The organism is Paenibacillus sp. 1_12 (genome assembly GCF_900114475.1).
Classification (GTDB): domain Bacteria; phylum Bacillota; class Bacilli; order Paenibacillales; family NBRC-103111; genus Paenibacillus_S.
Genome location: NZ_FOTE01000001.1, coordinates 604,799 through 631,461 on the forward strand (window position 1 = coordinate 604,799; position 26,663 = coordinate 631,461).

The 26,663-nt window shown below is 44.2% G+C and carries 30 protein-coding genes; 9 read left to right on the top strand and 21 right to left on the bottom strand.

Annotated features, from left to right (window positions below; translation table 11 throughout):
* Positions 1–8: 8 nt before the first annotated feature.
* The 3 genes from BM210_RS02655 to BM210_RS02665 form a co-directional block, all read right to left on the bottom strand.
* Positions 9–554 (bottom strand): hemerythrin domain-containing protein, encoded by a 546-nt coding sequence (locus tag BM210_RS02655; protein WP_091164151.1) that lies wholly within the window; start codon positions 552–554, stop codon positions 9–11.
* Positions 555–728: 174 nt separating this feature from the next.
* Positions 729–1,346, bottom strand: coding sequence for a molybdenum cofactor guanylyltransferase (locus tag BM210_RS02660; protein ID WP_091164153.1), 618 nt, complete (start codon positions 1,344–1,346; stop codon positions 729–731).
* Between the two features lie 102 nt (positions 1,347–1,448).
* Positions 1,449–1,991 (bottom strand): DoxX family protein, encoded by a 543-nt coding sequence (locus tag BM210_RS02665; protein WP_177237585.1) that lies wholly within the window; start codon positions 1,989–1,991, stop codon positions 1,449–1,451.
* A 229-nt stretch (positions 1,992–2,220) separates the two neighbouring features.
* Here BM210_RS02665 and BM210_RS02670 point away from each other — a divergent pair, with 229 nt between their 5' ends.
* Genes BM210_RS02670 through arsC form a run of 3 tightly spaced genes read left to right on the top strand, consistent with a single transcriptional unit; the run spans position 2,221 to position 4,297 of the window.
* Positions 2,221–2,544: an ArsR/SmtB family transcription factor gene (locus tag BM210_RS02670; protein WP_091164155.1), complete on the top strand. Its 324-nt coding sequence runs from the start codon at positions 2,221–2,223 to the stop codon at positions 2,542–2,544.
* 15 nt (positions 2,545–2,559) lie between these two features.
* Positions 2,560–3,852, top strand: a complete 1,293-nt coding sequence (locus BM210_RS02675) for an arsenic transporter (protein ID WP_091164156.1) — start codon at positions 2,560–2,562, stop codon at positions 3,850–3,852.
* 22 nt (positions 3,853–3,874) lie between these two features.
* Positions 3,875–4,297 (top strand): arsenate reductase (thioredoxin), encoded by a 423-nt coding sequence (gene arsC / locus BM210_RS02680; RefSeq protein WP_177237586.1) that lies wholly within the window; start codon positions 3,875–3,877, stop codon positions 4,295–4,297.
* Between the two features lie 34 nt (positions 4,298–4,331).
* Here arsC and BM210_RS02685 read toward each other — a convergent pair whose 3' ends face one another.
* On the bottom strand, positions 4,332–5,342 hold the full coding sequence (locus BM210_RS02685; protein WP_091164706.1) for a PAS domain-containing sensor histidine kinase: 1,011 nt from the start codon (positions 5,340–5,342) through the stop codon (positions 4,332–4,334).
* Positions 5,343–5,385: 43 nt separating this feature from the next.
* A complete protein-coding gene (locus BM210_RS02690) occupies positions 5,386–6,036 on the bottom strand; it encodes a response regulator (protein WP_091164709.1) in 651 nt (216 codons plus the stop codon).
* A 224-nt stretch (positions 6,037–6,260) separates the two neighbouring features.
* On the opposite strand from BM210_RS02690, the gene BM210_RS02695 reads away from it, so the two are divergent.
* Both BM210_RS02695 and BM210_RS02700 read left to right on the top strand, forming a co-directional pair.
* Positions 6,261–6,713, top strand: coding sequence for a MarR family winged helix-turn-helix transcriptional regulator (locus BM210_RS02695; RefSeq protein WP_091164159.1), 453 nt, complete (start codon positions 6,261–6,263; stop codon positions 6,711–6,713).
* Between the two features lie 11 nt (positions 6,714–6,724).
* Entirely contained in the window at positions 6,725–7,930 is a 1,206-nt protein-coding gene (locus BM210_RS02700) for an MFS transporter (protein ID WP_091164160.1), read from the top strand.
* Positions 7,931–7,965: 35 nt separating this feature from the next.
* On the opposite strand, the gene BM210_RS02705 is transcribed toward BM210_RS02700, so the two are convergent.
* Positions 7,966–8,481 carry a GAF domain-containing protein gene (locus BM210_RS02705; protein ID WP_091164162.1) on the bottom strand — a complete coding sequence of 172 codons (516 nt, stop codon included), beginning with the start codon at positions 8,479–8,481 and terminating at the stop codon, positions 7,966–7,968.
* Positions 8,482–8,767: 286 nt separating this feature from the next.
* Here BM210_RS02705 and BM210_RS02710 point away from each other — a divergent pair, with 286 nt between their 5' ends.
* On the top strand, positions 8,768–9,505 hold the full coding sequence (locus tag BM210_RS02710; protein WP_091164712.1) for a Crp/Fnr family transcriptional regulator: 738 nt from the start codon (positions 8,768–8,770) through the stop codon (positions 9,503–9,505).
* Positions 9,506–9,592: 87 nt separating this feature from the next.
* On the opposite strand, the gene BM210_RS02715 is transcribed toward BM210_RS02710, so the two are convergent.
* Positions 9,593–10,234 carry an NAD(P)-dependent oxidoreductase gene (locus tag BM210_RS02715; protein ID WP_091164164.1) on the bottom strand — a complete coding sequence of 214 codons (642 nt, stop codon included), beginning with the start codon at positions 10,232–10,234 and terminating at the stop codon, positions 9,593–9,595.
* Between the two features lie 13 nt (positions 10,235–10,247).
* Positions 10,248–11,117: a VOC family protein gene (locus tag BM210_RS02720; protein ID WP_091164166.1), complete on the bottom strand. Its 870-nt coding sequence runs from the start codon at positions 11,115–11,117 to the stop codon at positions 10,248–10,250.
* Positions 11,118–11,356: 239 nt separating this feature from the next.
* Here BM210_RS02720 and BM210_RS02725 point away from each other — a divergent pair, with 239 nt between their 5' ends.
* Positions 11,357–11,701 carry a winged helix-turn-helix transcriptional regulator gene (locus tag BM210_RS02725; protein WP_091164167.1) on the top strand — a complete coding sequence of 115 codons (345 nt, stop codon included), beginning with the start codon at positions 11,357–11,359 and terminating at the stop codon, positions 11,699–11,701.
* 79 nt (positions 11,702–11,780) lie between these two features.
* On the opposite strand, the gene BM210_RS02730 is transcribed toward BM210_RS02725, so the two are convergent.
* From BM210_RS02730 to BM210_RS02770, 9 genes are all read right to left on the bottom strand, one after another.
* Positions 11,781–12,611: a carbohydrate ABC transporter permease gene (locus BM210_RS02730; protein WP_091164170.1), complete on the bottom strand. Its 831-nt coding sequence runs from the start codon at positions 12,609–12,611 to the stop codon at positions 11,781–11,783.
* A complete protein-coding gene (locus BM210_RS02735) occupies positions 12,611–13,513 on the bottom strand; it encodes a carbohydrate ABC transporter permease (RefSeq protein ID WP_091164173.1) in 903 nt (300 codons plus the stop codon). Before BM210_RS02735 ends, BM210_RS02730 begins: the two co-directional genes overlap by 1 nt.
* A gap of 52 nt (positions 13,514–13,565) precedes the next feature.
* Positions 13,566–14,915 (bottom strand): ABC transporter substrate-binding protein, encoded by a 1,350-nt coding sequence (locus BM210_RS02740; RefSeq protein WP_371263404.1) that lies wholly within the window; start codon positions 14,913–14,915, stop codon positions 13,566–13,568.
* Between the two features lie 139 nt (positions 14,916–15,054).
* Positions 15,055–16,638 carry a response regulator gene (locus BM210_RS02745; protein WP_091164176.1) on the bottom strand — a complete coding sequence of 528 codons (1,584 nt, stop codon included), beginning with the start codon at positions 16,636–16,638 and terminating at the stop codon, positions 15,055–15,057.
* The gene (locus BM210_RS02750) at positions 16,613–18,409 is read right to left on the bottom strand and encodes a cache domain-containing sensor histidine kinase (RefSeq protein ID WP_091164178.1); all 1,797 of its coding nucleotides are present in this window, start codon (positions 18,407–18,409) and stop codon (positions 16,613–16,615) included. The genes BM210_RS02745 and BM210_RS02750 overlap by 26 nt, the downstream gene beginning before the upstream one ends.
* 203 nt (positions 18,410–18,612) lie before the next feature.
* Entirely contained in the window at positions 18,613–19,086 is a 474-nt protein-coding gene (locus BM210_RS02755) for a DinB family protein (RefSeq protein ID WP_091164180.1), read from the bottom strand.
* Positions 19,087–19,222: 136 nt separating this feature from the next.
* A complete protein-coding gene (locus BM210_RS02760; protein WP_091164182.1) occupies positions 19,223–20,602 on the bottom strand; it encodes a hypothetical protein in 1,380 nt (459 codons plus the stop codon).
* A gap of 229 nt (positions 20,603–20,831) precedes the next feature.
* Positions 20,832–21,221: a tautomerase family protein gene (locus BM210_RS02765; protein WP_091164713.1), complete on the bottom strand. Its 390-nt coding sequence runs from the start codon at positions 21,219–21,221 to the stop codon at positions 20,832–20,834.
* A 101-nt stretch (positions 21,222–21,322) separates the two neighbouring features.
* Positions 21,323–22,672, bottom strand: a complete 1,350-nt coding sequence (locus BM210_RS02770; RefSeq protein WP_091164183.1) for a multi antimicrobial extrusion protein MatE — start codon at positions 22,670–22,672, stop codon at positions 21,323–21,325.
* Between the two features lie 142 nt (positions 22,673–22,814).
* On the opposite strand from BM210_RS02770, the gene BM210_RS02775 reads away from it, so the two are divergent.
* The gene (locus BM210_RS02775) at positions 22,815–23,378 is read left to right on the top strand and encodes a 5' nucleotidase, NT5C type (protein ID WP_091164185.1); all 564 of its coding nucleotides are present in this window, start codon (positions 22,815–22,817) and stop codon (positions 23,376–23,378) included.
* Between the two features lie 4 nt (positions 23,379–23,382).
* Positions 23,383–23,958: a MepB family protein gene (locus tag BM210_RS02780; protein ID WP_091164187.1), complete on the top strand. Its 576-nt coding sequence runs from the start codon at positions 23,383–23,385 to the stop codon at positions 23,956–23,958.
* A 9-nt stretch (positions 23,959–23,967) separates the two neighbouring features.
* Here BM210_RS02780 and BM210_RS02785 read toward each other — a convergent pair whose 3' ends face one another.
* The 4 genes from BM210_RS02785 to BM210_RS34605 form a co-directional block, all read right to left on the bottom strand.
* Complete coding sequence (locus BM210_RS02785; RefSeq protein ID WP_091164188.1) at positions 23,968–24,390, bottom strand: VOC family protein; 423 nt, start codon at positions 24,388–24,390, stop codon at positions 23,968–23,970.
* A 163-nt stretch (positions 24,391–24,553) separates the two neighbouring features.
* Complete coding sequence (locus BM210_RS02790) at positions 24,554–24,862, bottom strand: hypothetical protein (protein ID WP_091164190.1); 309 nt, start codon at positions 24,860–24,862, stop codon at positions 24,554–24,556.
* A gap of 82 nt (positions 24,863–24,944) precedes the next feature.
* Positions 24,945–25,886, bottom strand: coding sequence for a methylenetetrahydrofolate reductase (locus tag BM210_RS02795; RefSeq protein WP_091164191.1), 942 nt, complete (start codon positions 25,884–25,886; stop codon positions 24,945–24,947).
* A 628-nt stretch (positions 25,887–26,514) separates the two neighbouring features.
* Complete coding sequence (locus tag BM210_RS34605) at positions 26,515–26,661, bottom strand: hypothetical protein (protein ID WP_177237587.1); 147 nt, start codon at positions 26,659–26,661, stop codon at positions 26,515–26,517.
* Positions 26,662–26,663: the final 2 nt, after the last annotated feature.

Sequence of the window (26,663 nt, forward strand, 5' to 3'; positions counted from 1 at the left end):
TTGCAAATTTAATGGCTGGGAAGTGAATAATTGATATCGTCCAAAACCTGTTGGGTCAGTGGAAAAACAAGCTGTTCCTCCTTAGCCAAATGGTCCTGTAAAATATGGCATGCTTGAACCAAATAGGCAGCGGCCTGCTTGAAGCTCATCGCCTCCGGATTTGCCTTCAGCAAATGAACCGACCTCAGGAAGGCTTGCATGTGCTCATCAGCCAGCTCATGATCTTTCTCTAACGACCAGAAGGAAGGCAGTAAGGAGGGAGACATTTTACGTTCGATATATGAGGTCAGAAAAGGAAACAGTTCGAGCTCCTCCCAATTCGAATGCCGCTCAAGCTCTTCCCGGAACGCAAGCGCCCAGAGTCGTAAATTCAGCAGCGACTGCATCGCTCCCATGTGCTCGGGTGCGGATTCAACCTGCTTCGCTTGCTTTTCCATTTCCAGTAAAACCTGCTTGAGCTCACCATGCTCTTGCTTCAAGCGCTCCAACCCTTCCGATAAGGCTGTCACTGGTGCCTTACTCATTTCAACTCTCGGCTTTTGATATAAGTTCATTGTTAATTCCTCCTAAAGGTTTCGCTAAAGCGAAACCAGCATCGTAAGCATATTCTTTGGGTTTCGCTTTAGCGAAACCGGCATCGTAAGCACATTCTTGGGTTTCGCTAAAGCGAAACCAGCATCGTAAGCATATTCTTTGGGTTCGTTTTTCACCTTTACTATCATGTATATTTATCCGGACTGTACCTTAGTCTTCTCCAGATGCTGTTGCGCAAGAAAGTAATCATCCCTTGTCTTAATCGTAGTCACAAAGCTGCATTCAATACCTACAGCATGAAACTCGGACTCGACAGTCTCCTGCCATAATAAGCCTTTTCTTAGCGATGACAATTCAGAATCCTGATTTTTCAATAAGGTCCAAATGTGCCCTGCACAGTCCCTGTCATAGATACCATGCAGCGGATGCATGACACCTTTGAACCAAGGAATGATTGCGTCCAAACCTGCCTTTTTTTTGCGCAGCATCAGCTCGGCTGCAGCAGGCGATAGAAATGGCATATCGCAGCCAACCACCCAAGCACTGCGGTTACGGGATAACGTAATTCCTGCATGCATCCCACTAAGCGGCCCTTTTCCCGGTATATAATCAGTAATAATTCGTACCGAAGCATCGACTACTCGCAGGAATGGCTTCGGTGTATTAGTCACAATAATAACCTCACTGCACAGCTCCCGCATGATTCGGATTTGACGCACAATGATCGCTTCCTCACCGAGCAGCAGCAAGCTTTTATTTTCACCACTCATACGCAAGCTGTCTCCGCCTGCCAAAATTATGCCTGACAGCATATCCATCCTCTCCTTTCGATGGCGGCCCGTTTATGCAAAGAGGCTGGAGGAACAGCCAAGCTCGACTGTTCTTCAGCTCTTATTCCAATCAACGATGTGAAGTTAAGCATGAGCCCGTTTGTGAGTTTCCCCTGCTGCCGGATGAACCGGTTTGTCTTTTGTATATTTAGTAATCAGCTTACGAGCCACTGGAGCAAGGTAATGGTCAACACCGAACCGACCAGCATTCGTTCCAGCCATGAATATAATGCCACCAAGTAAAATCAACCATGGGTTGGTGCTAACGGTTCCAGCGAACATAAACATAAAGTTCATCAGCAGTCCGAAAAATGCAGCCGTAGTTGTTAGTGCTCCAACGATTAGTCCCAATCCAACGAGCAATTCCCCAATAGGGATTACCACATTGAAAATCGCTGCATTCGGCAGTGCAAAGTGTTCAAGAAATGCTGTAAAGGTCGGATAAATCAGCTCATTGGTCGCCTTGTCGATAACTGGCTTGGTCACAGCCCCTTTGATAAACCCCGTGGCATCAAACCCTCCTGTAAGCTTATGAAAGCCCGCTGTCGCCCATTCCCAACCCAGATAAATCCGAAGCAAACAAAAGATTCCCGCTGCGTATACATTTTCCTTCATCCATTTCATCATCTGAACCATCTCCTATTTTATTGTGAATGACATTCACCTGATTCGCTGCTTAAGTTTGTTTGTTCTCCATGGCTATAATTTACCACTCTGATGTGGCGACCGCTGTGAAATAGATCACATTGGAAAGAGAATTTATGTATAATCAAATAATTATATATTTATTTACAAATGATGTTGATTGTGCGAAAATAATTATTGCTGGAGCGGATGTATGTAGGAAGGAGCAAATATGAGCCAAATCCAAGAGATAGCCGATGTGTTAAAACTGCTGGGAGATAAAAATAGATTAACCATTGTTGCCCTGCTGAAGGAACGGGAATTGTGCGTGTGTGAAATTGTCGACATTTTGCAAACCAGCCAGCCCAACATCAGTCAGCATATGCGCAAATTAAAAGATGGCGGCCTCGTCAAAGAGACGAAAAAAGGTCAATGGGTTTATTATGCTTTACATATTCAAGACAAGCCTTATGTATCCGAAATTCTTAAGCATATCCCTTCACAGAAAGAACAGCTCAAACCAGTACGATGTGAGGATAATGAATGCTGCACTTGATCTCAGGAGGTTGTTATGGTTTACGCTGCTTTTTTTATTTTTGTGGTTACCCTGGTTTTTGTCATCTGGCAGCCTAAAGGGCTGAGCATTGGGTGGTCTGCTGCGGGAGGAGCGATTCTGGCACTGCTGTGCGGGGTCGTCAGCTTCATGGACGTGAGGGATGTAACGTTAATCGTATGGAATGCCACGTTCGCTTTTGTTGGAATTATCCTCTTTTCTATTATTCTCGATGAAATCGGCTTCTTCGAATGGGCTGCGCTGCATGTCGTACGGATGGCTAAAGGAAACGGCATGGTCATGTTCGTATACGTCGTTCTCTTGGGAGCCGCTGTGTCCGCATTGTTTGCTAATGATGGTGCCGCACTCATCCTGACCCCTATCGTGCTTGCCATGGTCCGGGCGCTGAAATTTGAGGATCGGATGATCTTGCCGTTCATCATGGCCAGCGGCTTTATCGCAGACACCACCTCACTGCCTCTAGTCGTAAGCAATCTGGTGAATATCGTCTCGGCCGACTACTTTGGTATTGGATTCTTAGAATACGCAAGCCGAATGATCGTTCCTAATTTCTTTTCGCTCGCTGCGAGCACACTTGGGCTGTATCTTGTGTTCCGCAAGGACATTCCCAAACAGTATGATGTTTTGCAGTTGAAACGCCCCATTGAAGCGATCAAAGATATCCGCCTGTTTCGTTTATCCTGGATCATTCTTGCGGTGCTTCTATTCGGTTATTTGATAAGTGAGTTCCTTCATGTACCCGTCTCAATTATTGCGGGCATTGCCGCTGTTTCATTTGTTGTTGCTGCTCATCGAAGTCCAGCGATTGACACCAAACGCGTCATTCTGCAAGCTCCGTGGTCCGTCGTTGTGTTCTCCATCGGGATGTATGTTGTCGTCTATGGGCTGCGTAATGCCGGTCTCACGGATCAATTGGGAATACTCATTCAGGCGATTGCAGACAAAGGATTACTCTCTGCCACACTGGGGATGGGATTTATTGCAGCCTTGTTGTCATCAATCATGAACAATCTGCCGACCGTGATGATCGATGCGCTGGCAATTCAAGGGACGAACACTGGAGGGGTAATCCGTGAAGCCTTAATTTATGCCAATGTGATCGGCTCCGATCTGGGACCCAAGATTACCCCCATCGGTTCGCTGGCAACGCTGTTATGGCTGCATGTGCTCGCTCGAAAAGGTGTGAGGATCACTTGGGGCTACTATTTTAAAATCGGTATCTTACTTACGATTCCTACGTTATTGATTACATTACTTGGGCTTTATGGCTGGCTATGGCTAATCTCATAAAATCAGGAAAAGAGGCATTTATATGAACAAAAAAATCGTTTACTTTCTATGTACAGGCAACTCCTGCCGAAGTCAGATGGCCGATGGATTTTTACATGCTTTAGGTGGGGATCGCTATGAGGTGCACAGTGCTGGCCTTGAAGCTCATGGCTTAAATCCACGAGCAGTTCAAGTGATGCAGGAGATCGGCGTCGATATTAGCCGCAATATGTCCAATGTGATTGATCCGGAACTACTGAACCTTGCGGAATATGTGATAACCTTATGCGGTCATGCCGATGAGCACTGCCCCGTGATCAGTAATCCAAATGTGGTGAAATGGCATTGGGGCTTTGATGATCCTGCTAAGGCTGCAGGAACAGAAGAAGAAATCATGATCCAATTCCGCGCAGTTCGGGATGCGATCAAGTCACGTATAGAACAATTTGTAGCTCAACAGAATTAGTCTGACTGTCATTTCGTTGATTGTTCAACTCACCTTACCGATACGGGACTACTAGCACCACACGGGTCCCGTTTCCAGGTTCCGAATGAATCGTCAACTGACCTCCTACAGCACGGGCACGTTCCTCCATACTGAATAATCCGACACCTCGCGAACCTGCTTCACGCACAAAACCTTTACCCGAATCCGCAATCTCGACCACTAAGCTGTCGACTAACATCTGCAGACTGACCACAGCCTCATCTACGTCCGCATATTTGCCAACATTCGTTAAGGCTTCTTGAATGGTCCGATAAATAGTGGTTTCTTCCGGCGCTCCCAGCCTTTTACGCAGATTGGTGTCAAAGCTGACCTTGATTCCATAATGCTCGGAAAAATTTTCGATATAAGTGCGGATCGCTGGAACGACTCCGAGATCATCCAGTACCGAAGGTCTCAGCTCCCAGGCCAGCTCACGTACATCCTCAATAATATGCGAGACATGGGTACGGATGGCTCCAAGATCGGAATGAGCATTCTCACCAATCAAACGATCCATCTGGATAATAAGCGAAAACAAGCTTTGGCCGATTCCATCATGCAGCTCACGGGAAAATCGCCTCCGTTCCTCCTCCTGTATGTGCATAACCTGCTTCATCATCAGCTGCAATTCTTCCTGCACCCGCTTCAGCTCGGTCACTTCGTTACGAATGGCCCAATACTGATAAGGCTTTCCTTCCTCGCCTATAAAAGGAACAATCGTTGTATTAACCCAGTAATAGCTGCCATCCTTGGAACGGTTTTTGATGTCGCCGCGCCATACTTTACCCGCAGTAATGGTGCTCCATAAATGATTCATAAAAGCTTTATCATGAAAACCGGAATTGATGATCCGATGATCACGCCCGATCAGCTCTTCCCGATGATATTGAGAAATTTCACAAAACCTATCGTTTACATAGCGAATAATGCCTTTATCGTCTGTCATCGCCACAATCGAGGATTCATCCAATGCAAATTTTAGATCTGCAAGCTGCTTCAAAGCGCCTGCATGGTGATCCATCATGTTGAATGTATGCTCTTGTTCCGAATGTCCGGGATTAGGGTTATTATTCAAAATTCAGCAGCCCCTTTTTCATTGCATATTTAACTAGCTCCGGCCGTGTTTTGAGACCGAGCTTTTCCATCACATTTGCTTTATGAGATTCCACGGTTTTAACACTGATCACGAGCTGCTCAGCCACTTCCTTGTTACTGTAGCCCTTGGCGACCAGAGATACCACTTCTGTTTCACGATCCGAAAGCGTTTCTATGCTGCTGCCTTCACCATCACGAAGTCGATCAACGTATTCAATCATTAACCGCTTAGTTGCTGTCGGATATAAATAGGCGTTACCCGCAGCGACCGAACGGATTGCCGTTAATAGCTCATCATGTGGAGCTGTTTTAAGAATATAGCCTGAAGCTCCAGCATGAATCGCCCTAAATAAATATTCGTCATCATCATGCATCGTCAGAATGAGAATAGCCGTGTCTGGCAAAACCTGCTTCAGATCTTTGGCAGCAGTTAACCCGTCCTTGCCATGAGGCATGCTTAAATCCATCAGCACGACATCCGGACGCAGCCGCAATGCCAATTCAATAGCCTCATTTCCCTCAGATGCTTCCCCAATGACCTCCATATCTTCCTTGGCATTCAAAAGCATCATGAGTCCTGAACGGACTACCGCATGATCATCGACAATACATAGCTTGATCATCTTATCCTCCTCCGAGCTTGCAGCGCAAACTTTCTTCGTATGCTTCATCACCAGACTTCTGTATGTATCGTAACAAAAAAAATGAACCCCAACAACGACGCGTCAGGTCCAGAACCTATTATTTTTATTAACAGTCAAAAGCGTTACATTGACAATTTTAGTTGTCTTGAATATAATTGTTACAACAACTATATATTTAAGCGAAGCCGAAAAGGAAGGTTATTATGACTACTAATTATAACGGTTTGGAACATTCAGTTGGCTTCATCATGGGCATGACCTATCGCAAATTATCTACTCTTTTACAGCATCGACTGAAGCCATATGACATTACACCTGAGCAATGGACGGTTCTTTATCAGATCGAAAGGACCAACGGCATGATTCAAAAAGATATTGCCATGCTTTCAGGAAAAGATAAGCCGACAACGACCCGGATTCTTGATCATTTGGAGGAGAAGGGGTTCGTTTACAAGAAAATCGGTGAAAACGATCGGCGTTCGTTTCTAGTCCATATCACGGATAAAGGCAAATCGGTGATCGAAATGACGACCCCCATCGAATATCAGGCCACTGAAGAGATTAAGCAGTGTATTTCCCAAGACGAGTATGATGTGCTGATGGAGCTGCTTCTCCGGATCAACAACCATGTGAACGAACTAACAGACAGGAAGTAGGAGACCACGCTATGCTGCAAGATATACATCCATCCAGACTCTGGACAAAATCATTTATAGCTTTAACGATTTGCTCATTGCTGCTATTTTTAAATTTACAAATGATGCTTTCGTCTTTCCCAGCGTATGTAAAAAACGAATTTCATGTAGGCGACTTATCGGTCAGCCTTGTTACCAGTGTGTTTGCAATTACTGCGATCCTGTCCCGTTTTTTGAGCGCGGCATTAATGCGTAAGGTGCATCGTAATGTAATTTTGTTTGTTGGACTCGTCATAGCTGCAATCATGACAGGCATTACCATTTGGGCTGGTTCTATAGGTTCGATGCTTGTTATGCGAGTCGGCTTTGGCATCGGATTTGGGATGGTGAGCACGATCATACCGACATTAGTATCACAAATTATTCCAGCTAAACGGCTTGGTGAGGGCATTGGCTATTTTGGCTTGTCTACAAGCCTTGCAATGTCAATGGGGCCCATGATCGGCTTAAACGTAATGAAGTTTTATGGATTCAATACGTTGGCGATCATCAGTACCATAGCCATTATCCTTATTTTTCCGATTATCCTACTTTTCCGTGCGATTCCGCCCGCGGCGCCCACTACAACTCGTTCCGCAGGTGAAGGTTCCAAAAACAAGCAAGCTTTCAATACCCAACTATTGTTTCCCGCACTGCTGAACGTCATACTAGCGGTGACCTACAGCGGTCTGCTCAGCTTCATTGCCTTGTACGGAGAAATGAGGCATCTAGAGCAGGTTGGCCTTTTTTTCTTATTTAATGCATTTACTATCATATTGATCCGCCCCATTTCCGGTAAATTATTCGACAGAAAGGGGCCTGCGGCCGTTCTCATTCCTGCAGCCATTAGTGTGGTCGCAAGCTTGATGGTACTTTCCTATACAACATCCATGTCGATGCTCATTCTGTCCGCGCTGTTATACGGACTCGGTTTCGGCGCGATCCAACCAACCCTGCAAGCCTGGATGCTCCGAACATCGACCAAGGAACAGTATGGCATGGCCAACAGTATGTTCTATAATTCCACAGACCTCGGAGTAGCAGCAGGCGCTTTAACTCTTGGAGCGATCTCATCCATGTCCGATTATGCGATTATGTACCGCTTTTCAGCAGGCTTCATGATTTTGTTTCTGGTTGTGTATGTTGTGTTTCAATTAGTGACAACTGCCAAAAAAAGAAGACACACACGTAATGCTTAACAAAACCTTGTCTAAGTTAAGCCAAACATTTATCACTAAATAGGCTCGTTCGAATAAGTAGATGGCTCTGAAGTCATACCCTGCTCCGTTTGATGTGCTTGATGCCCGTACTTTTGAAGTTGAATGGCAAAATTCATTTCTATAGCGCAAGAATTCAAGTATTGAAGCTCCGATGCCGTGTAAAGCCGAGCTTGACGGGTGCCCATTATTACAATTCCACTCGGGGACGCTGACGAACCCAGTGGAGCTGCCGCGGCAGAGCGCAAGCCCTCTGCAGTCATTAAAGAACATTCCAGCTTCACTCCAGCCAGATCTCTCGAGGAGGCATCCATAGCAACTGCTTCACCAAGCATCCATGCCAGCCCGGGAAGCCCCTTTCCCCGTTTAACGATCATCCACTTATAGCGATAATTCATATTGCCACTGGCATAATACCAGGCAAAGGTCCGCCCGTCTTCCCGGGGGAGCGCTAATGCCGCAAAGTCATTGGACGAGCTGATTCGCAAATGATCAATAAGCCTTCGAATAGGATCCCCTTCGTATTCCACCATTCGCGCTCCTCCTCAAAGTTGATGTTCCTCCGTTGTGTTGTTCTATTGTAACGCCGCATCGCTTTCTTGTATGTCAGGGAATTCCCTGAAAAACCTGTAAGGGAATAATTCGAGGTATACTGTCGATTATCTTAGATAATTCACGGGTATCCCTGAGCTATCTTGTGATTTTCCTCACAGTAGGAGGCAATTTTACCCTTTCCAAAAATCAGGAGATCCCCCGATGCCTTTTTATGAACGCACACGTTATGATAGAGGTATCCAATACGGAGAGGGGATGGCTGGAATGGCCATTGATAAATATATGCAGACAGCTTCCATAGAAGGAAATACGAAAGAGGGGATTTCCAATTTCTTTTCAACGGAAAATATGGAGAGGCTGCAAAGCATTATGTACACCAAGCACGCCAAGGCAGATACCTTGCTGTTCTGGGAGGGTGACCCCGCCGATTACCTCTATTATATTAAAAAGGGTCTGATCAAGCTGACGAAGACCACAGATGCCGGTACAAAAGTTACACTTTATCTGCATCATACCGATGATATGTTTGGACAAATCGATCCTTTTCAGGAATCTGCCCATACCTTTAATGCGGAAGTCATTGAGGACGCCGAGTTCGGTATCATCCAACAAAAGGATCTGGAAACGTTGCTTTGGCAGCATGGTGATCTCGCCATTGAGTTCATGAAATGGATGGGCATGACGCACCGGATGACACAAACCAAATTCCGTGATCTCATGCTATACGGTAAACCGGGCGCACTCTGTTCGCTGCTGATTCGTTTAAGCAATTCCTATGGTGTACCTGAGGGTGAATGTATCCAAATCACCAAAAAAATAAATAATTCGGAAATGGCAGAGATGATTGGCGCTACACGTGAAAGCGTGAACCGGATGCTGAGTGATTTGCGCAAACAAGAGGTGATCTCCATGGAGAATGGGACGCTGACGATTAACGATGTTCACTATCTTCAGGATATTTGCAAATGCGAGAGCTGCCCTAAGGAAATATGCAGGGTTTGACAGATGTCTATAGAAACAAATAAACCTCCTGGGATTCAGGAGGTTATTTGCTGGAGAAGTGTTCTATGTTGCTCCATTTGTAGTATTTTATTCTGCCTCGGACACAACTGTAAACCGTTGATTGGCATGCTGTGGCTTTTCAATTTCATCTACAACAGCAATCGCATAGTCGGCATAGCTGATATAGCTTTCACCTTTAGAATTAACGAGCAGATGATCCAGTCCCTTTTGATAGCTTCCAGTTCTTTTTCCTTCTGGGGAAAAGAAAGCAGATGGGCTGATAAATGTCCATTGGATAGAATCCGTTTGCTGTAAAATGGTTAAGTTTTCTCCTTGATTCTTGGCAGTAGGTAGAAATTGTGCAGGGAATTCCGGTGTATTGAACACTTGAATGGTTTTCTCCGGATCAACGAATAAGCTTCCCGCACCTCCTACTACGATCAGACGTGTGTTAGGTGCATGTTTTAAGGCTTCAATTAGAACATTGCCTGCTTCAACATGAAGATGTTCTTTCCCAGCTGGTGCGCCAAATGCATTCACGACCACATCGAATGGTTTCAGGTCATCAGAGGTAAGCTCAAATACGTCTTTTTCCAATATTGAAATTGAATCGACAAATATTTTGGATGCATCTCTTACAATGGCAGTCACCTGATGTCCTCTATCCACAGCTTCTTTAGCGATAAAACTTCCTGCTTTTCCGCTAGCTCCAACAATTCCGATTTTCATTTATATCCCATCCTTACTTTTGATTATTTATAACTAATCTAATTTCAATACCCGTAGGGTCCTTCAGCGCCCATGCTCCGTCAAGCTTGGTCACGGCAATACCTGCACGTTCAACCCGCTCAAGTACAGCCTGAAGTTCTGTTGAATCTGGAACAACGACAGTGAAATATGCCAATCCCGTGCTTTCTGCTGGTGCAAGAGGCGCGCCGACTCCCGCCCAGATGTTCAGTCCAATATGATGATGATAACCTCCGGCCGCTATGAATAAAGCTCCCATGTTGGCTGCTCCGTCAAGCTCGATCGTAAAGCCGAGAATATCGATATAAAATGCTTTGGACTGCTGCAAATCGCTCACATGAAGATGAATATGCCCAATGATCGTTCCTGGTGGTAGCCCTGTCCAAGGCTCATCTCCCGCTTCCGCAAGCAAGCCGTCCCAATCAATCGGGTCAGTTGCCATCTTATAATTTCCCTGGGCATCACGTTTCCAGCTTTCACGAGGGCGGTCTCTGTAAATTTCAATGCCGTTGTTATCCGGGTCAGCAATATACAAAGCTTCACTGACCAGATGATCCGCCTGCCCGATATGAATACCAGAATGAATCAGGTTTTTTAAAGAAAGACCAAGAGCCTTCCGATTCGGAACGAGAATGGCAAAATGATATAATCCTGCCGACGATCTGCGCGGTACAATGGCACCCGTAACTTCCTGTATAACTAACAAAACCTTCTGTCCATCTACAGTGAATCTTGCGCTATCGACAGTTTGATCCAGAACCTGTAACCCGACAACTTCCTTATAAAACTGAATAGATCTTGCCAAGTTGCTAACCTTTAAATGAACTTTGCCGAGTACAGTATTCGGATGAATGGAATCTTTCATTTTGCATCTCTCCCTTTTAAGAAAAACGACCATCAACGTTAATTACTTTTCGTAACTAAATATATAATTATAACTTTTATATGTCAAGTCTTATATTTACTTTTTGTAACTTAATAATAAATAGTATATAATATAAAATAAAGGATAGAAGTCCGGTAATGTGATTAGAGAGAATAATTTGACCGCCCAGCGGGAACTTATTCACTGGACTTCTAGAACAGAGTGAGGTGATCGTAAATATGAATTCGCCTATTATTCCATTTTCATTATGTCCGAGAGTTGAAAAAGGAATGCAGCTATTAAGTAAACGCTGGTCGATACTTATTATTTATCAGCTGATGAGCGGCACCCAGCGATTCCATTCCTTAGAAGCCGCGCTCCCTGTGAGTGGTAGGCTGCTATCGGAACGTCTTAAAGAATTAGAGCAGGAGGGGATCGTCCTGAGAGAAGTGTTTCCGGAAACCCCTGTACGCATCCAATATTCGTTAACGGAAAAAGGACACGCTTTAGCTCCACTGATTAAGGAAATCGAACGATGGTCTGCAGACTGGGTACAGGTAGAGGCTGATGAAGTAAAATCTTAATACAAAAGAACCTTCAGTCCCACTAAAAATTGTGGAATCCTGAAGGTTCTTTTTTTCTAATTATAATTTTAAACACTGCTCACCCCTTGGTGGCGCCTGATGCGATCCCTTTGACAAAGTACTGCTGTAAGAACAGGAACGCTGCCAGCACCGGTATCATAGAAATAATGGTTCCAGCAAATACCATATCCCACCGAGTCGAAAATTCACCTACATAAGTGAAGATTTCCACCGTTACCGTCTTAGGCTGATCTGAAGGCAATACGAGCATCGGCATCAGAAAATCATTCCAGATTCCCAGACCATTCAACACAACCATACTAACGGTACATGGCCCAAGCAATGGAAACACAATTTTCCAAAAGATACCGTACTTGGAGCAGCCGTCGATTTCAGCCGCTTCCTCAATTTCACGGGGAATGCCCTTCAGAAAGCTTGTATACAGCAGTATGCCAAAGCTTACCGAGCCTGCCACATAAATCACAATCGGCCCGAGCAGGGAGCCATACAAACCAAACAGCTTTAATTCTTTAAATAACGGAATCATGTAGACTTGAAACGGGATCATGATGCCAGCCAAAAAAAAGCCATACATCCAGCTTGACCAAGCTCTTTTCGTTCTTTCCAGCGCATACGCCGCCATAGGAATGACAATAATCATCATCACCGTTCCACCTATGGTCAGGATCGCCGAGTTCATCGTTGCTTTTGGAAAGTCGGTTTTCGCCCACAAGAACTTAAAGCTCTCTAAATAGAAGGTTTTCGGAAATGACACGGCATCCCGCAAAATTTGCCCATTGCTTTTAAAGGCAGAAATCAGGCTGAAATAGAACGGGAACAAAAATATCACAGCTAATATGATCGTTACGGCAAAAAGAAAAAACTCAAAAGTCAGCTGTCTTTTGCGCATTACAACTGCACCTCTCTTTTACGCAGCAGGGCCACCTGAATCAGTGACACGACCAGAATCAATCCGAATAGTGCCAGTGCATTTGCAGTTCCATAGCCTTGACGCATTTCCCCGAATCCTACCTTATAGACGATATAAGTTAAGGTTTCTGTTGAGAAGCCCGGCCCTCCGTCTGTCATGACCGCAATCTGGTCGAACACCTTCAATGAATTAATCATCGATAAAGTCATACATACTGTCACGGCCCCGGCCAACAGCGGGAAAGTGATATGAAGGAACTGCTGCCAGCGGTTCGCACCATCGATCCGTGAAGCTTCTATTAGCTCCTGCGGCACACTTTGCAGGGCTGCTAAATAAATAATCATATAATAGCCAGCTGATTTCCATACAATGGAGAATATGATCGCAATCATCGTATAACGGGTGTCGCCAAGCCAATCTATTTTTAGGGAAGCTAGTCCCCAGCTCTCGAACAGCTGGTTCAACACGCCAAAGTTATAATTGTAGATGACGGTCCAAATAAAGCTCATGACCACACCGCTCAGCAGCACCGGCAAGTAAAAGGCACTGCGAAAAAAATTACGAAACCAACGAACCTGATCCACCAGCATGGCGAGCACGATCGCTGCGGCATTTTCCAGAATGACCAAAGCTACCGACAAGATCAGGGTGTTCTTCAGTGCATTATGAACCCGCTCACTCCTCCACAATTCCACGAAGTTATCAAGACCGATGAACCGGATATCAGGACTGACGCCGTCCCAGGAGGTAAGACTCAGGTATACGCTGCTGATCGTCGGAGTCACAACAAACAGCATATAAAATATAAATGCAGGCAGTATGAATATGAGTGCATACGAGATTCGGAATTTTCTTGGTTTAGGCGTCCATGCAGCAGACATAATCTCCACTCCTTTATACAACGGAACCCCCTTGCGGGGGTCCCATTTTTCTTTATTTCTTCAATGCTTTGACCTCGGTATTCCACTCTTCATCAGACTTTTTCATCGCGTCTTCTACCGTTAATTTACCGCTTGCCCAGTCTTGTGACAGCTTGTAGAACCAGTTGCGGAAGGAGGCCGGCATGGTGTTGTCACCCCAGAAGCCGTTAATTTGCATGGAATGTCCAGTATTCGGATCATTAACAACCTTCAACACGGTTTGTAGTGGTTCAATGGCCTTATACGTGATGTTTTCCTTCGTAGTCGGGATGCCGCTAACCAGCTCCAAATAGTGCGCATACTGCTCTTTAGCAAAAAAGAATTTAATAAATTGCTTCATGGCTGCCGCTTTTTCCGGATTTTTGGCCGCTTCTGCGGTCATGGACCAGCCCTGCTGATTAGGCAGTGTTGCCAGGTTGATTTTACCATCAGTACCCGGAAGTACGTAGAAGCCCAGTTCAAAGGAAGGGTCCGCATCCAAAATCTGTTGGAACATCCAAGGCCCTGAATACAGCATAGCCGCCTTATTCGTCACGAGCAGAGACGTCGTCTGATTGTCTGCGGTGCTTAAGAAGCCTTTTTCCACATAGCCCTTCTCAAACAGCTGCGTGAAATCCTTCATCGCTTTTGTAGGTCCGGCATCGGTGAAGCTGACCTCGCCTTTATTACGCTTGGCATTCCAGTTCGGGTCCTTGATGAACACATCGTCGATCAGGAATTTGTTGATCAGGAAGCCCATATGCCAGATGTCCTTGCCTCCGACTACCAACGGTGCAATTCCTTTGGCTTTTAGCTTTTCGCATATTTCCAGAAACTCGGCGTACGTCTTTGGTTCCTGCGTGATACCGGCATCCTTATACATCTTTTTGTTGTAAATGATGCCTTGCGGAGCAGAGCCGGCAATCGGTGCGGTATAGAACTTGCCGTTCACCTGTGCGGTGAGCTTGAACAGATCCTTTAGGTCAGCTGGAAGTTCGGCCAGCTTGCCTGCATCCGCATACAGCTGCGTATCACGCATTTCCACCAAATCCGGGAACTCGCCAACTGCGTCCTTGGTTTTTAAATATTCCAGATAGGTCGCAGATGAATTATTGGAGATATCGACAATTTTGATATTCGGGTTCGCTTTATTAAAGGCGGCAATAGCGTCGACAACTCCCTGCTTATGGGCAGGATCTCCAGCCGCATAGGCCAGTGTGAAGGAAACCGGCTTCTTCGCTTCCATCTGTGCGGCTGGTGCTGCTCCCGTTCCTGCTGCTGCTTTGTCAGCTGGCTTTTGCTCCTGAGAGCAAGCAGCAAGCGCTGGCGTTATTGCCATACTCAGTGCGAGTAGTCCACCTAATGTTTTCTTTTTCAATATCATGACCTCCCTGTTTCTCATTCATTTCATCGGATTCCATCATGCAATGAAAGTGCTTTCTTCCATATATTAAGACTATCATATGGCCTTAAAGCAGAGAATGAAGTTTTTTAAGCGAGATATGCCCCTTTTTTAAGATGTTTTACTTATGACTCTTGTACTCTTGTGGAAGCTTGCCGAATTGCTTCTTGAACATGTCACTGAAATGTCTAGCGTTATTATAGCCCACCTTTTCGGCGATTTCGTATACCAGCAGATCGGTATGGAGCAGCAGCTTGACCGCGTGCTTCATGCGGATTTCCGTTACGTAATGCTTGAAATTAACTCTCGTGTGCTTTTTGAAAAAGCTGCTGAAATAGTACGGGTTCATATACAGCATAGCAGCCATACTTTCCAAAGTAATATTTTCATTAAAGTGCTGTTCGATATATTCCTTTACCAGCTTCAGCTGCTGACCTTCCTTGCCAATAAACAACAGACGATCAGCAAGCTCTCGCACCCTTCCGCTTACAAACTGCTTCAATTCCTCGTACTTTTGAATTTGCTGCATCTCCAGCAGCCACTTCTGCTGCTCCTGCTCCAATTCCTGCAGCTCCATGCTGATTTCATGAATCTTCTCTACAAGCTCACGGATCATGGCAAAACAGGTCGTAACCGCGATTTCTTTGCTTCCTTGCGAGGTTGCGGCGATCATGTGGAATAGCTGATCCAGCTCTTCGGACAGACTGGCATCGTCCTTGTTCAGCATAGCTTGAAATAAAGCAGCCACCCGTTCCTTAAGCTTTCTCTCGGAAATCGGGTGATCCTGTGACATGAACGTCCAGGGAATGACGGATAGCATGCCGGCAAAATATTGATTCTTGAGTGCAGCTATTGCCGATATATAAGAGGTTCTCAGTTCCTTCAGCTTATGTACGGGACAACCGAAACCAATGGAAATATCAATTTTTAAATAGTAATAAATTTGCAGCACCATTTCCTCTGCCAGCTTTTGTATGGATTGCGTATCGGAATGATTGACTATGATACACAAGCTGTCATGCTTGCGCATCACAAAACCGCCTGCGCGCTGCTGCAGCATCTCTTCGATTACATTCGTGATCGCGAACAAGACCAATCGATTTTCGTGATCCCCCCAACGACCGTCGTCCTCCTGCTTGACGAAGCTCACCACCATCACGGTCAATAGCTCATTAGAGACTTGAAGACTCAGCTCCTGCAGCTTGCGGGTCGCTTCATTGCCGCGAATATCACCTTCCGTTAATCGATCCAACAGCTCCTCGATCTGCGTTTTACGATCCTTCTGCTCATAAACCGCCAGCTTATGTTTGGAGGATTGTCCTTCATGATGCTCCCGCAGCAGCAGCAGCGCTTTATTCACGGCATCGATCAGCAGTCCCTTATCAATCGGCTTCACCAAATATTCAACAGCGCCATAAGCGATGGCATCCTTAGCATAAGAAAATTCCTGGTATGCGCTAATAAAAATAACCCGTGTTCGCAGCTCGCGTTTTTCGATCTCTTTAATGACATCGATACCGCTTCCGTCAGGCATGCTAATATCCGTTATCACGAGATCGGGTTTATGCTCTTCAATTAGCTGCAGCAGTCCGCTGCCTGTCCAAGCTTCACCCACGATTTCAACCCCCATCGCTTCCCATGGGATCAGTTTTTTCAAACCTTTAATAATGATCGGCTCATCATCGGCCATTACGGCTTTCAGCATGGCTGTTCAACTCCCTTATGAGTGGAATGGTCATCCGTACAGAGGTTCCAATCGACGGTTTACTGTTCATTTCAAGGCCGTATTCGTCACCATATAACGTTATAAGGCGGTCATGCACATTTTTCATACCAATGCTGCCTGCTTGCTCTTGGTCGATCTGCCCCGCAAGCTTTTGCCTAATCGATTGCAGCCGCTCCTCCGTTATACCGACTCCGTCATCATCTACAATGATCGTAATCTGGTCCTTGGCAGCCGGCTCCACGGAAATTCGAATTTTGCCTTTACCAATTTTGGGCATAATGCCATGATAAACCGCGTTCTCGACAATAGGCTGCAGAGACAGCTTGGGGATGCTGCAGTTCAAATAATCTGGATCGATTCGAAATTCAATTTCGAGCTTATGCTCTCCATAGCGCATGACCATCAAGCGGAAATATTCCTCAATATTCATTTTTTCGTCCAGCACAGTTACGTTCTCTTCACCCGAATTCAATACATATTTGAGCTGATTGGACAACGAATGAATCATATCCCCAACCTCGTTATCGTCATTAGCGACTGCACTCATTCGGATCACTTCCAGTGTATTGTATAAGTAGTGGGGACGAATCTGGCTTTTTAATGCATTCAGCTCAGCCTGCTTCTGCTTGATCTGGGCCACATATACTTCATCAATGAAGCTTTTCAGCCGAATGACCATTTTGTTAAAGCCGCGGGCCAGCAGTCCCACCTCATCATTGCTTAGCACGGTCACTTGAATATCCAGATTACCCGACTCCATCTTGGCCATCTGCCGCGTCAAGGAACGGATCGGACCCGAGAATCGGTTAGAGAACCAAATCGCAACGGTTATCAAGGAGATCATACATACACAAATCACGATGATTATCGAACGAATAATCCGTTCCACAGCGAGAAACATTTCCTCTTTATAAAAGTCGCCAACCACTCGCCAGCCGGTATTTGTAATCTCTTGCTGCATATGCAGATAGTCATTGGAGGCCTTGGCTATATAATAGCTGCCGATCCTCGCGGGCTGGTTGCTGTACAAGCAGATGCCTGCATCATTCAACACATAGATCTCGTCCTTCGCACCGAGCAGCATCTTCTTAAAAACCTCATCGAATGCACCTTCATTCACATCCATGTACAACGTGCCCAATACCCGAGCTTCCGCATTGACAGGTGCGGTCACATCGAGCAAATTACGGCCGAACGTCGTCACATTACGATTCGAGCCGATAATATAACGTTCCGGATGTGTAGGAATAAACGTTAGTCCTTTGGGATTGCTGCTTAATCGGGCTGACCAGTCGGCAGGCGGGAACGGGAATTGCGTGTCCAAGGCGCGGCTTTCCCTATTCAGCATTTGAATCTGCCCGTTGGGCAAAACGAACAATACATTATTTAAATAGGGATCGGAATATAAAATCGAGCGGACAAAATCACCCAGAGTGGTACGCAAACGACGATCCTCCATTCGGTTCTGCACCATAATCGCCTCACCGAGCTCACCATAACCATCAACCGCATACGTATACATTACTTTGGAAATGTTGTTGTATCGCGTATGCATATCCTCCACATTTTTGCTTGCAAACAGCAGCATCTGTTCAAAATTACTAACAGCGTAACGCTCCATATAACCCGAAAACGTACTTAACGAAATATAGCTGATGACGAGCAGCGGGATTAGTCCCACGGTAATGAAGGAAAATGTGAATTTAGCAAAAATACTATTTTTCAAGCGAAACAGGTTTGTCCTTGCCATACCGTTTTTCGCCCCCATGGTTCAGATGAATGATGTTTATAAATGGTAAAGCCTGTCATTATCATATCAGCACATTTTGCAAAAAAAAATCCCTGCATCCAAATGGGATACAGGGACGATCTCTTCATTATATCTGGTTGTATGTGTCGTTGGGAACGAAGCTATTTAAGGGAAATGTCTGCTTTTTTAAGGTGATCATAATTTCACGGTGTATAGCTAATTTGCTTGACTAGACTTGAAATCACTCCCAAATGTACAGCCTCGTGGATGAATGCGAAGTTGAATAGTTCAGCTGCTGTTCTGAACTCCAAGGGCCCCATGACAAACGGAGGATTCAACGACTTACCCAGAGACTCCGGTGATACCTTCATTAGACTGTCATATTGAGCCGATAATTGCTCCAACAGCTCTTCTTTGGTAGGAGGAGCTGCTGTCCAGTCGGCAGGCTTCGAGCCGCTCATGAATAAAGTGTTGTAAGCATCCGGCAGCTTGTAAGCAAGCGGTACATTCGAAGCCAAGAACCAATTCAGCATGGTGACCTGGTGACCGATATTCCATCTGATCGTATTGTTAGAACCTCCCGGCTGCGTATCGAATAGCTCCTCGGGAATCGCTTGAACGGAACCGATGACAAGTTGACGAACAGTTAAAGCGGTATGAATGCTTGGGTGAGACATGGAATATTCCTCCTAATAGGTTAGTGGGGCTGCCTTACAGGACCCATCCTAACCCATGAAGCACTGCCAAACCCATACATTTCACTGCCATAGCCTGCCAATTTAATAAATATAGTTGCAATTTTCTGATCCATCTTCATTTTTTGTGAACTGATGCCTTATCTTTCATGCTCATCGCGATAACTCTTGCTCCAGCATTTTGCCAATTATATAACGTGCGTTCGGGCACATGGGTGCGAAGCCATTCCAATGCAGCTCTTGACGGAGTATCCAAATGCTCAGCCGAGTAACGTATGCTGTAAGGCTTGATACCCACTATGTATGGAAAGTAGAGCACGTTGAAATGTCTCCATTCATCGGTATTACCGAATTCCTCATCCCCCCGCGGCTTTAATTGCAGGATAATTTCCAATAGTACTGACTTTAACTCAATAGCCCTCTCCAGCACCTCATTCGTCGCGCCACGTTCCCGCAATCTTGTGTCAATCCATTTCAGTTGCGTCAACGGATTCGTTGCTAATCGCTGGAGGTCGCCAATATTGCTTAAAGCTCGCCGCGTGAAACGATACCAATCATCTTCATTCATCTCCTCGGGAGCTGCTTCCTCATCTACACGAACTTGAATGCTTTCCTCAAGTCTTAACCGCGAACTCGCTTGGCGCAGCCTGGGGAAAGTCACAAATGCGATGTTGTCCAGCATGGCCCGGATCGGATACACAAACACTTGGAACGCGATGGAAACGGCGATGCTGATCAAGAGGAGCGCAACCATCGTAAAATTGAAATTCGCCCCCCACATAATGACCAGAGCTACCTGTCCGGAAAATAGCAGCGTAAAAAATACCGAATAATCCAGAGATCGAAAAAAATCAGGCAGCCAAGACTCCCCCTGGTTCTTAATTTCAGTAATCATGACACAGGACGCAAACAACAGTAGTCCGACACCATTTCCAACGTAACCCCATAGTTTCCATGAGCCATCCTGTAAGACCCATATCATAATGGTCATACAAGCATATAGAATAAGCGGTACATGCAATAGTATCCGATAGGTTCCCGATACTTGTGAATTATGAGAAAGGGTTCCCCACAAAGAAAGTGCAATAATGAGGATAAGGGCGATGCTTACGATTGCTTGATAAGAGATTGCATATACGTTCGGATTATTGACGCAGAGCAGCCAGATACTGCTGAATAGAGCCAGCACCAGTACCCCGTATTTCCAAATAGCCCATAATCCGTTTTGTTTACCTTCGTTGTCGGAAGTATAGGAAGTCATAACACCCTGCCAAAGTATCACGGGCAGAAATAATGATAAATCTTGAGCCTTTAACAATACCATGCTTTGAAAAAAGCTTTGAGCATAAGGCAGCAAGATGGCTGAACTAAAACTGCAAGCGTAAACAAATAAACCAAGACCTGCGAGCAGAAGACGAACATTTTTAATATCCCTATTACAGATATACAAACCGAACCACCATACAACCCCAAAGTATGCCAGCTGCAAAAATAACATATATTTCGTCGTTCTCCTTTCTATACATCAGCACATTGACATCAAGAACGACCGCCATATGAATGGCGTCTAATTGGCTAAAAAATTCACATCCAGCCTCCGATATGCGTATGAGATTACATCGAGAAAAAGGCTGCCACAGGGCAGCCCTTTTGATATCGATTTCCGTTAATTCTGGAAACCCATCACGCTTCATCTTAGCCAACCTCTGGACTGCCCGTAACTGAATTTATACATTCACATTATAATTTAACTGAAGCTCATCCCCAGGAAAACCTCTAATCCCCCAATTTGATTTAGGAGTCTCAAAAATTGTGATTTCTAAATCTTGAGGAGAAATATGTAAATGGTTATGAATATTTTCAAATAGCAACCGAATTAATTGCTTTTTCGAATCCACTGAACGTCCTTCAAATATACTTATTTCAATAATGGTATAGGCTTCTGTTCGTCCAGAGGCGTAATAAAAATCTTCTTGATCCATCGAAAAAAAACGATGAAACCTCTTATCGATTGGTAATTTAAAAGCTTCAACTATACAAGAATGAATAATTTCCGAAAACCTTTCCTTAACCGGATTCAGATTTTCCTTAAGACCATAAACTTTCACTTGAGCCATGCTCCTCATCTCACCTTCCTCTTCTCAACTAATTGCAGCTCCACTACTTCCAATATCCCCCTAATTATACCATGTCTTTTAGAAACATGCTGTATCCGCAGTTACATCGTTTTTTTCTTCGCAATCCATGGCAGGCGATTCAGCCGTTGATCCCATTTCGAGGACTTAGTTATGACGACCAGCAGTATGATAACTTCTGCTAACGCCCCAAGCGACTGGGCCAGCGCCCCAATCCTTCCATTCCAGCCTGGAAAAAAAGCGACACAGGTTATTAATGTGAGAAGTACGGTGCAAACGTTCGTGATTTGCGAGTAGACAAATACTTGGGTCTGATTGCGCAGCATTAACAAGCCGTTGCAAAATTCAAGCCAAGGATACACAAAGGTAATGATCATGAATACCCGCAGAGTCGACAGCACTTCCTGCATTAATCGTTCGTTTAATCCCATCATGTGTTCCAAAAAAAACGTTCCAACAGGACTATAAGCCAGTATCGCCATGAACAAGCCTGGGATTAACGAAAGCAGGACTACGAAACGTTTGACGGCTGCCTCGTCTTTTTGATAAAAATTAAGCACGATTTGGTGGATATAAGAGAAAAAGCTATGTACCAGTTCCGTCAGACTGACTGCAACCGCAAATGCGGCTATAGACAGCTTGATATCGTTTGTTTTGCCTAAATATACATTGATCGAAGGCTCGATTAATACAGCAATAAAAGCGGAATACAGCAGCGGTCTATAAAATTTAAAAATATGCCTGGGTTTCTCGATCGGGTGGTCCGGAAGTTTATTGGGGAGCATTTTTTTCAAAATGCTGCGCCCTTCTACAAAGCTGATGATCGCTTCTATAATCATGCCGAACAAAAAGATAATCGCTCCGACACTGCCGCTTGTCACACTATCGGTTTTAATAAAATAAAGCGACAGTAAATACATGGCCGTAAGACGGAAGATCATGCCGATCGTCAGCCATTTGGTCCGAAAATTCGAAATGATGATGCCATGAAAAACACAGCGTATGCCTGAAAATACGGTAACGAGCATCGCGATCCGGTACACCTGCAGCATCGAATCGGTCATACTGGTCTCGGCACTCAACAAATGTGTAAACACAAACGTTCCGAGCGGGGAGTATCCGATAAGTAAATCGAGCATAAAGATGGAACCAAGCACATAGATGGTTACCAAAACCATGGATCGGAAAGATTGATGGTCCCTGACAAGGACGGAACAGGTTTGTCTGAGCAGGAGAGCTGGTCTCTCCGTGATGTACATGATACTCATAGGCAGCGCATAGCTGGCAATAACGAGCTCAGGATCGGCGGATCGGGCTAACGTGCTGTTGATGATGACATGTGAAAGGGCCGTAAGGCTTGCCGAGAAACCAAGCGGAATAAAGAATGCGAGCAACTGCCTCAAACGGACTCGGGCTTGTACGTCGTATGCCATGTGTCCCAAATCCCCTCTTTGTTTAAAAGTTATAGACAGATTTATAATCTTCCTAAAATTGATCTATCTAAGATGAACTAACCATCAATTCCTTTTCAATGTTATAATCGCTTTACCATTATAGTTAGGAGGTTGAGAACGCTTGCATATTGGAGTCGATTTAGACAACACCATACTTGATGCCACATCAGCTCATTTACATTACTATAATCAAGCATCTGGATTATCGTTTACACCTGAAGATGTTAACGATTTTTATTTATACCGTTTATATGGCTGGGATAAGGCAGAACGTGATGCTGTTTATAATAAATACGGTTATGATATTCATTGGAACTCTTCACCTCTACCCATGGCAGTAGAAATTTTACAGCAGCTATTTCAACAGCATCACATATCCATTATTACGGCGCGTCCCTTACTTTTTCGTGATGTTACCATCGAATGGCTTCAACATCATAAGATTCAATATCACAATATTACACTTATTGAAAACAAACTCCAAGCCTGTATTCAATCAAAGGTAGATGTATTGATTGATGATGGGCCTCACTATGCTGAGGAGTTTGCCCTTGTCAATAAGCCCGTTATTTTATATGAACAGCCCTATAATTTGTCCGTTACGAATGACTTCGTATTTCGTGCTTCCAATTGGATTGAGGTCAAACAACATATTGATTACTTAACAGCCAAACGGAGGCTTTGAACAGATGGATAAAACAAATTGGGACTTTTCAGAAACATGTCCTAGCGATCACCATATCGGAACTGACGCCATTCATAGTGACCTGCTTGCAACCAAAGATCTTGTTTATAACCCGTGCGGTTTTGATTGCTCTCAACCAATCCATGAAGCACAAAATGCTGAATATGGGGCGTATGTATTTAACTTAAATGCTCTCTCCATCCGATTTCGTGTCGCGAGAATCACTCCTACCAAAATCGGACAATTTGTGACTTTGTGGGAGCGAAACGGGGATGGACCGATCCAACCCTATGATGTAACAGAACCCATCGATTTGTTTGTTATTAGTACACGTAAAGGTAGTAACTTTGGTCAGTTTATATTTCCAAAAGCTGTTCTATATAATCAGGATATAGTATCCCATAAAGGCAAAGGTGGTAAAAGGGCCATGCGCGTTTACCCACCTTGGGACAATCCCACGAGCCGTCAGGCTCTAAAAACTCAGAAATGGCAGTCGGAATATTTCTTAGAGATTCCTGCGAATATGTCAATAGACTTTGCACGTGCTCAAACGCTCTATCGTCCCCAATCATGGGACTGAAGTAATAATCTATTTAATACGTTTGGAAATGGGATGATCTTCTTTCAGCTCGAGCAAATCCCATAGGTTCCCATATAAATCTTTAAATACTGCAACCATCCCATATGCTTGATCGGTTGGCTCTCTTACAAATTCTATTCCTCTTGATATCATTTCATTGTAATCTCTCCAAAAATCATCAGTGTTTAAAAACAGAAAAACTCTACCGCCTGACTGATTACCTATAAACGGCTCTTGTTCAGGCTTAGATGCTTTTGCAAGTAATATTGTGGTGCCAACTGAACCAGGCGGAGATACGACTACCCATCGTTTATCTTGTTCTGCCTGATAAGTATCTTCAACTAATATGAAATTTAGCTTCTTAGTATAGAACTCTATTGCATCGTCATAATCTTTTACAACTATAGCGATATGTATTATTGATTGAACCATATGCTTACCCCCTCCATATTTTGGACTTGCTTAATCATTTGCAACCCTCCGATGCCATATAAGCCTGCCAGTTACTTCACTTTACGAAAAGGGAGCAGCCGTTAAGCTCCTCCACCATAGTATCCCCAGATAAAAGAGGCAGACAGCACATAATTTTTAAAAATTATCCTTCCAGCACATCCGCCCCAAGTTCGCCCGCAATCTCAATCATCTTGGGGATCACGACTTCATTGGTGCCGGATACGTAAATATCTCCCTGATAATGCCGGAATGGGATCTCTGTACTGCCGAAACTCCACATGAAAAAATCTCCCTCAATGGACATACTGGTAGAGCCCGTCACCGTAAATACGGATGTATAAGAAAAATCAGGTTTAGACGCAAAATACTGTTTGCACTCTTCTAAAGATATTGTTTTCGCCGAATCTTCATTGTCCTGTAATGCTCTTGTAATTCGATAGCGTTGACTCATTGAGATTCCTCCATTATCGTTCCATTTTTATTAAGTTCAACAAAAGCCGGCTTTGATTGGTAGCCTCTTCGTGATGTTAAATTCAGTTTACAACTGCAAGCTTTAACCTCTTGTCTAAGGTGGATTTTATGTCTTTTACCAATTGTAAGGATGCCTCTATTTCTACTTTCCGAGTCGAAACACTTTCAACACTGCATCCCACAGGGATTCCCTTCTCTAATCCGAAATCTAATATTTCTTCAAAGATTTTTTGAGATAGTCTTATTGACTTGTCCAATACATCATTGGAGTTAATTAAGTCGTTTTCTAACCACTTCGGTATACTTATCCCTAACCATTTCATAAATTCCAGAGTTTTTGGGGAACCACACGGAGCAAGATTAAATAAAATAGGCACCATTTCTATTCCGTAATTTGTGCAGTAATAAAAATAATCAGACAAGAAATTCTTCGAAGCCTCCACATTATAAGTTGCCTGTGAAACAAAAAAGTTACATCCATTTTTCATTTTATTGACAACACGTATATGCTCATCATTTTTCATCATATGTCTTTCAGGGATCACAACTCCACCAAAAGTTAAATTTCTATTAAACTGTTTGCTTAATTTATAAGCTTCTGTTAGATCTAATTTAACCTCTTGTTTACTGGAAGAACCGCCCACAAACACGGAAAACCTTTCTTGATCTTCGTCAGCCTTTATCCAATCCACCAACTGTGTTTCTGTATATTTGCCAACACAACGATAATTAATTTTTGGAATTAATAATTGGTTTAAATACACATCACTATATGTAGTCGGGTCAATGGTTGGCAAAAACGGAAACGGTCTTTCGTGTTCAATTCGATCTGCTTCTTCCTGAACATCGTAAAGAATTAAGGCATCAATATCCAGACCTTTAATTCTTTCACACTGTTTTTGTGAGATTTCAGCAATCTTTTCTGGGAGATTGGTTGCCTTTGGCGGGGTCATACCATATGTCAAAATACCAGGCATTCTATTTATTATTTTTTCTTTTAGCATGTTTTCCACATCCTTAACTTTAACATATCATGATTACTTTGTTATTTTCAGAAATAAACTCATATATAACCTGTTCTTCGCCTATTTCTCATTAGAATAGACGTTACTGGACATTCAGAAGTTCCGGCAGGCAACCTTTGCTTTTTTGATTATTACTGCTTGTTACCGACAACAAAAAACACCCCCTCCATAAACGAGAAGATGATCACTGATATTGTTCATATTGCTATTGACCTCCCCATTATAAAGGGCATTCTGTGGCAAGGCAAGAACAGCCGCTTAATGTAACATTTTCCACAAACGGATGAGGACTACTGCCGCTTCCCCTCTTGTGGTTTGTCTGTATGGAATAACTTGATTGCCTTGTTGCAGGTTGATCAGCCCATTGAGTTAAACATTATGATTGAAATACAAACACAGAACCGTTCCATCTTTCATTTTGTCTTATCTCCCAGGTTCCACGAAATTGTTAAATAGCGATAAAACAACTTCTTTGCCCACGCCTCTGCACCTGTATTTCCGACTGCTTCGCGGCAACGATGATAAGTATCGTTTTACATCGTAGTGGAGGATGACAAAAACCGCCATAGTGGCTATGGCGGAAAATATCTTTGACTCTTCTCTCCAACTATTGCGGATTATTTTGCTTGGGAATACCATTTAAACTTGGTGGTCGTTTTGCGGCGTTAGTAGCTCGCAATTCAGCTTCTTCTTCAATAAATTTGTTTTCCTTAAAATCAGGACTTTTGGGAGAACCTGGCTTGGTAACATCCACGG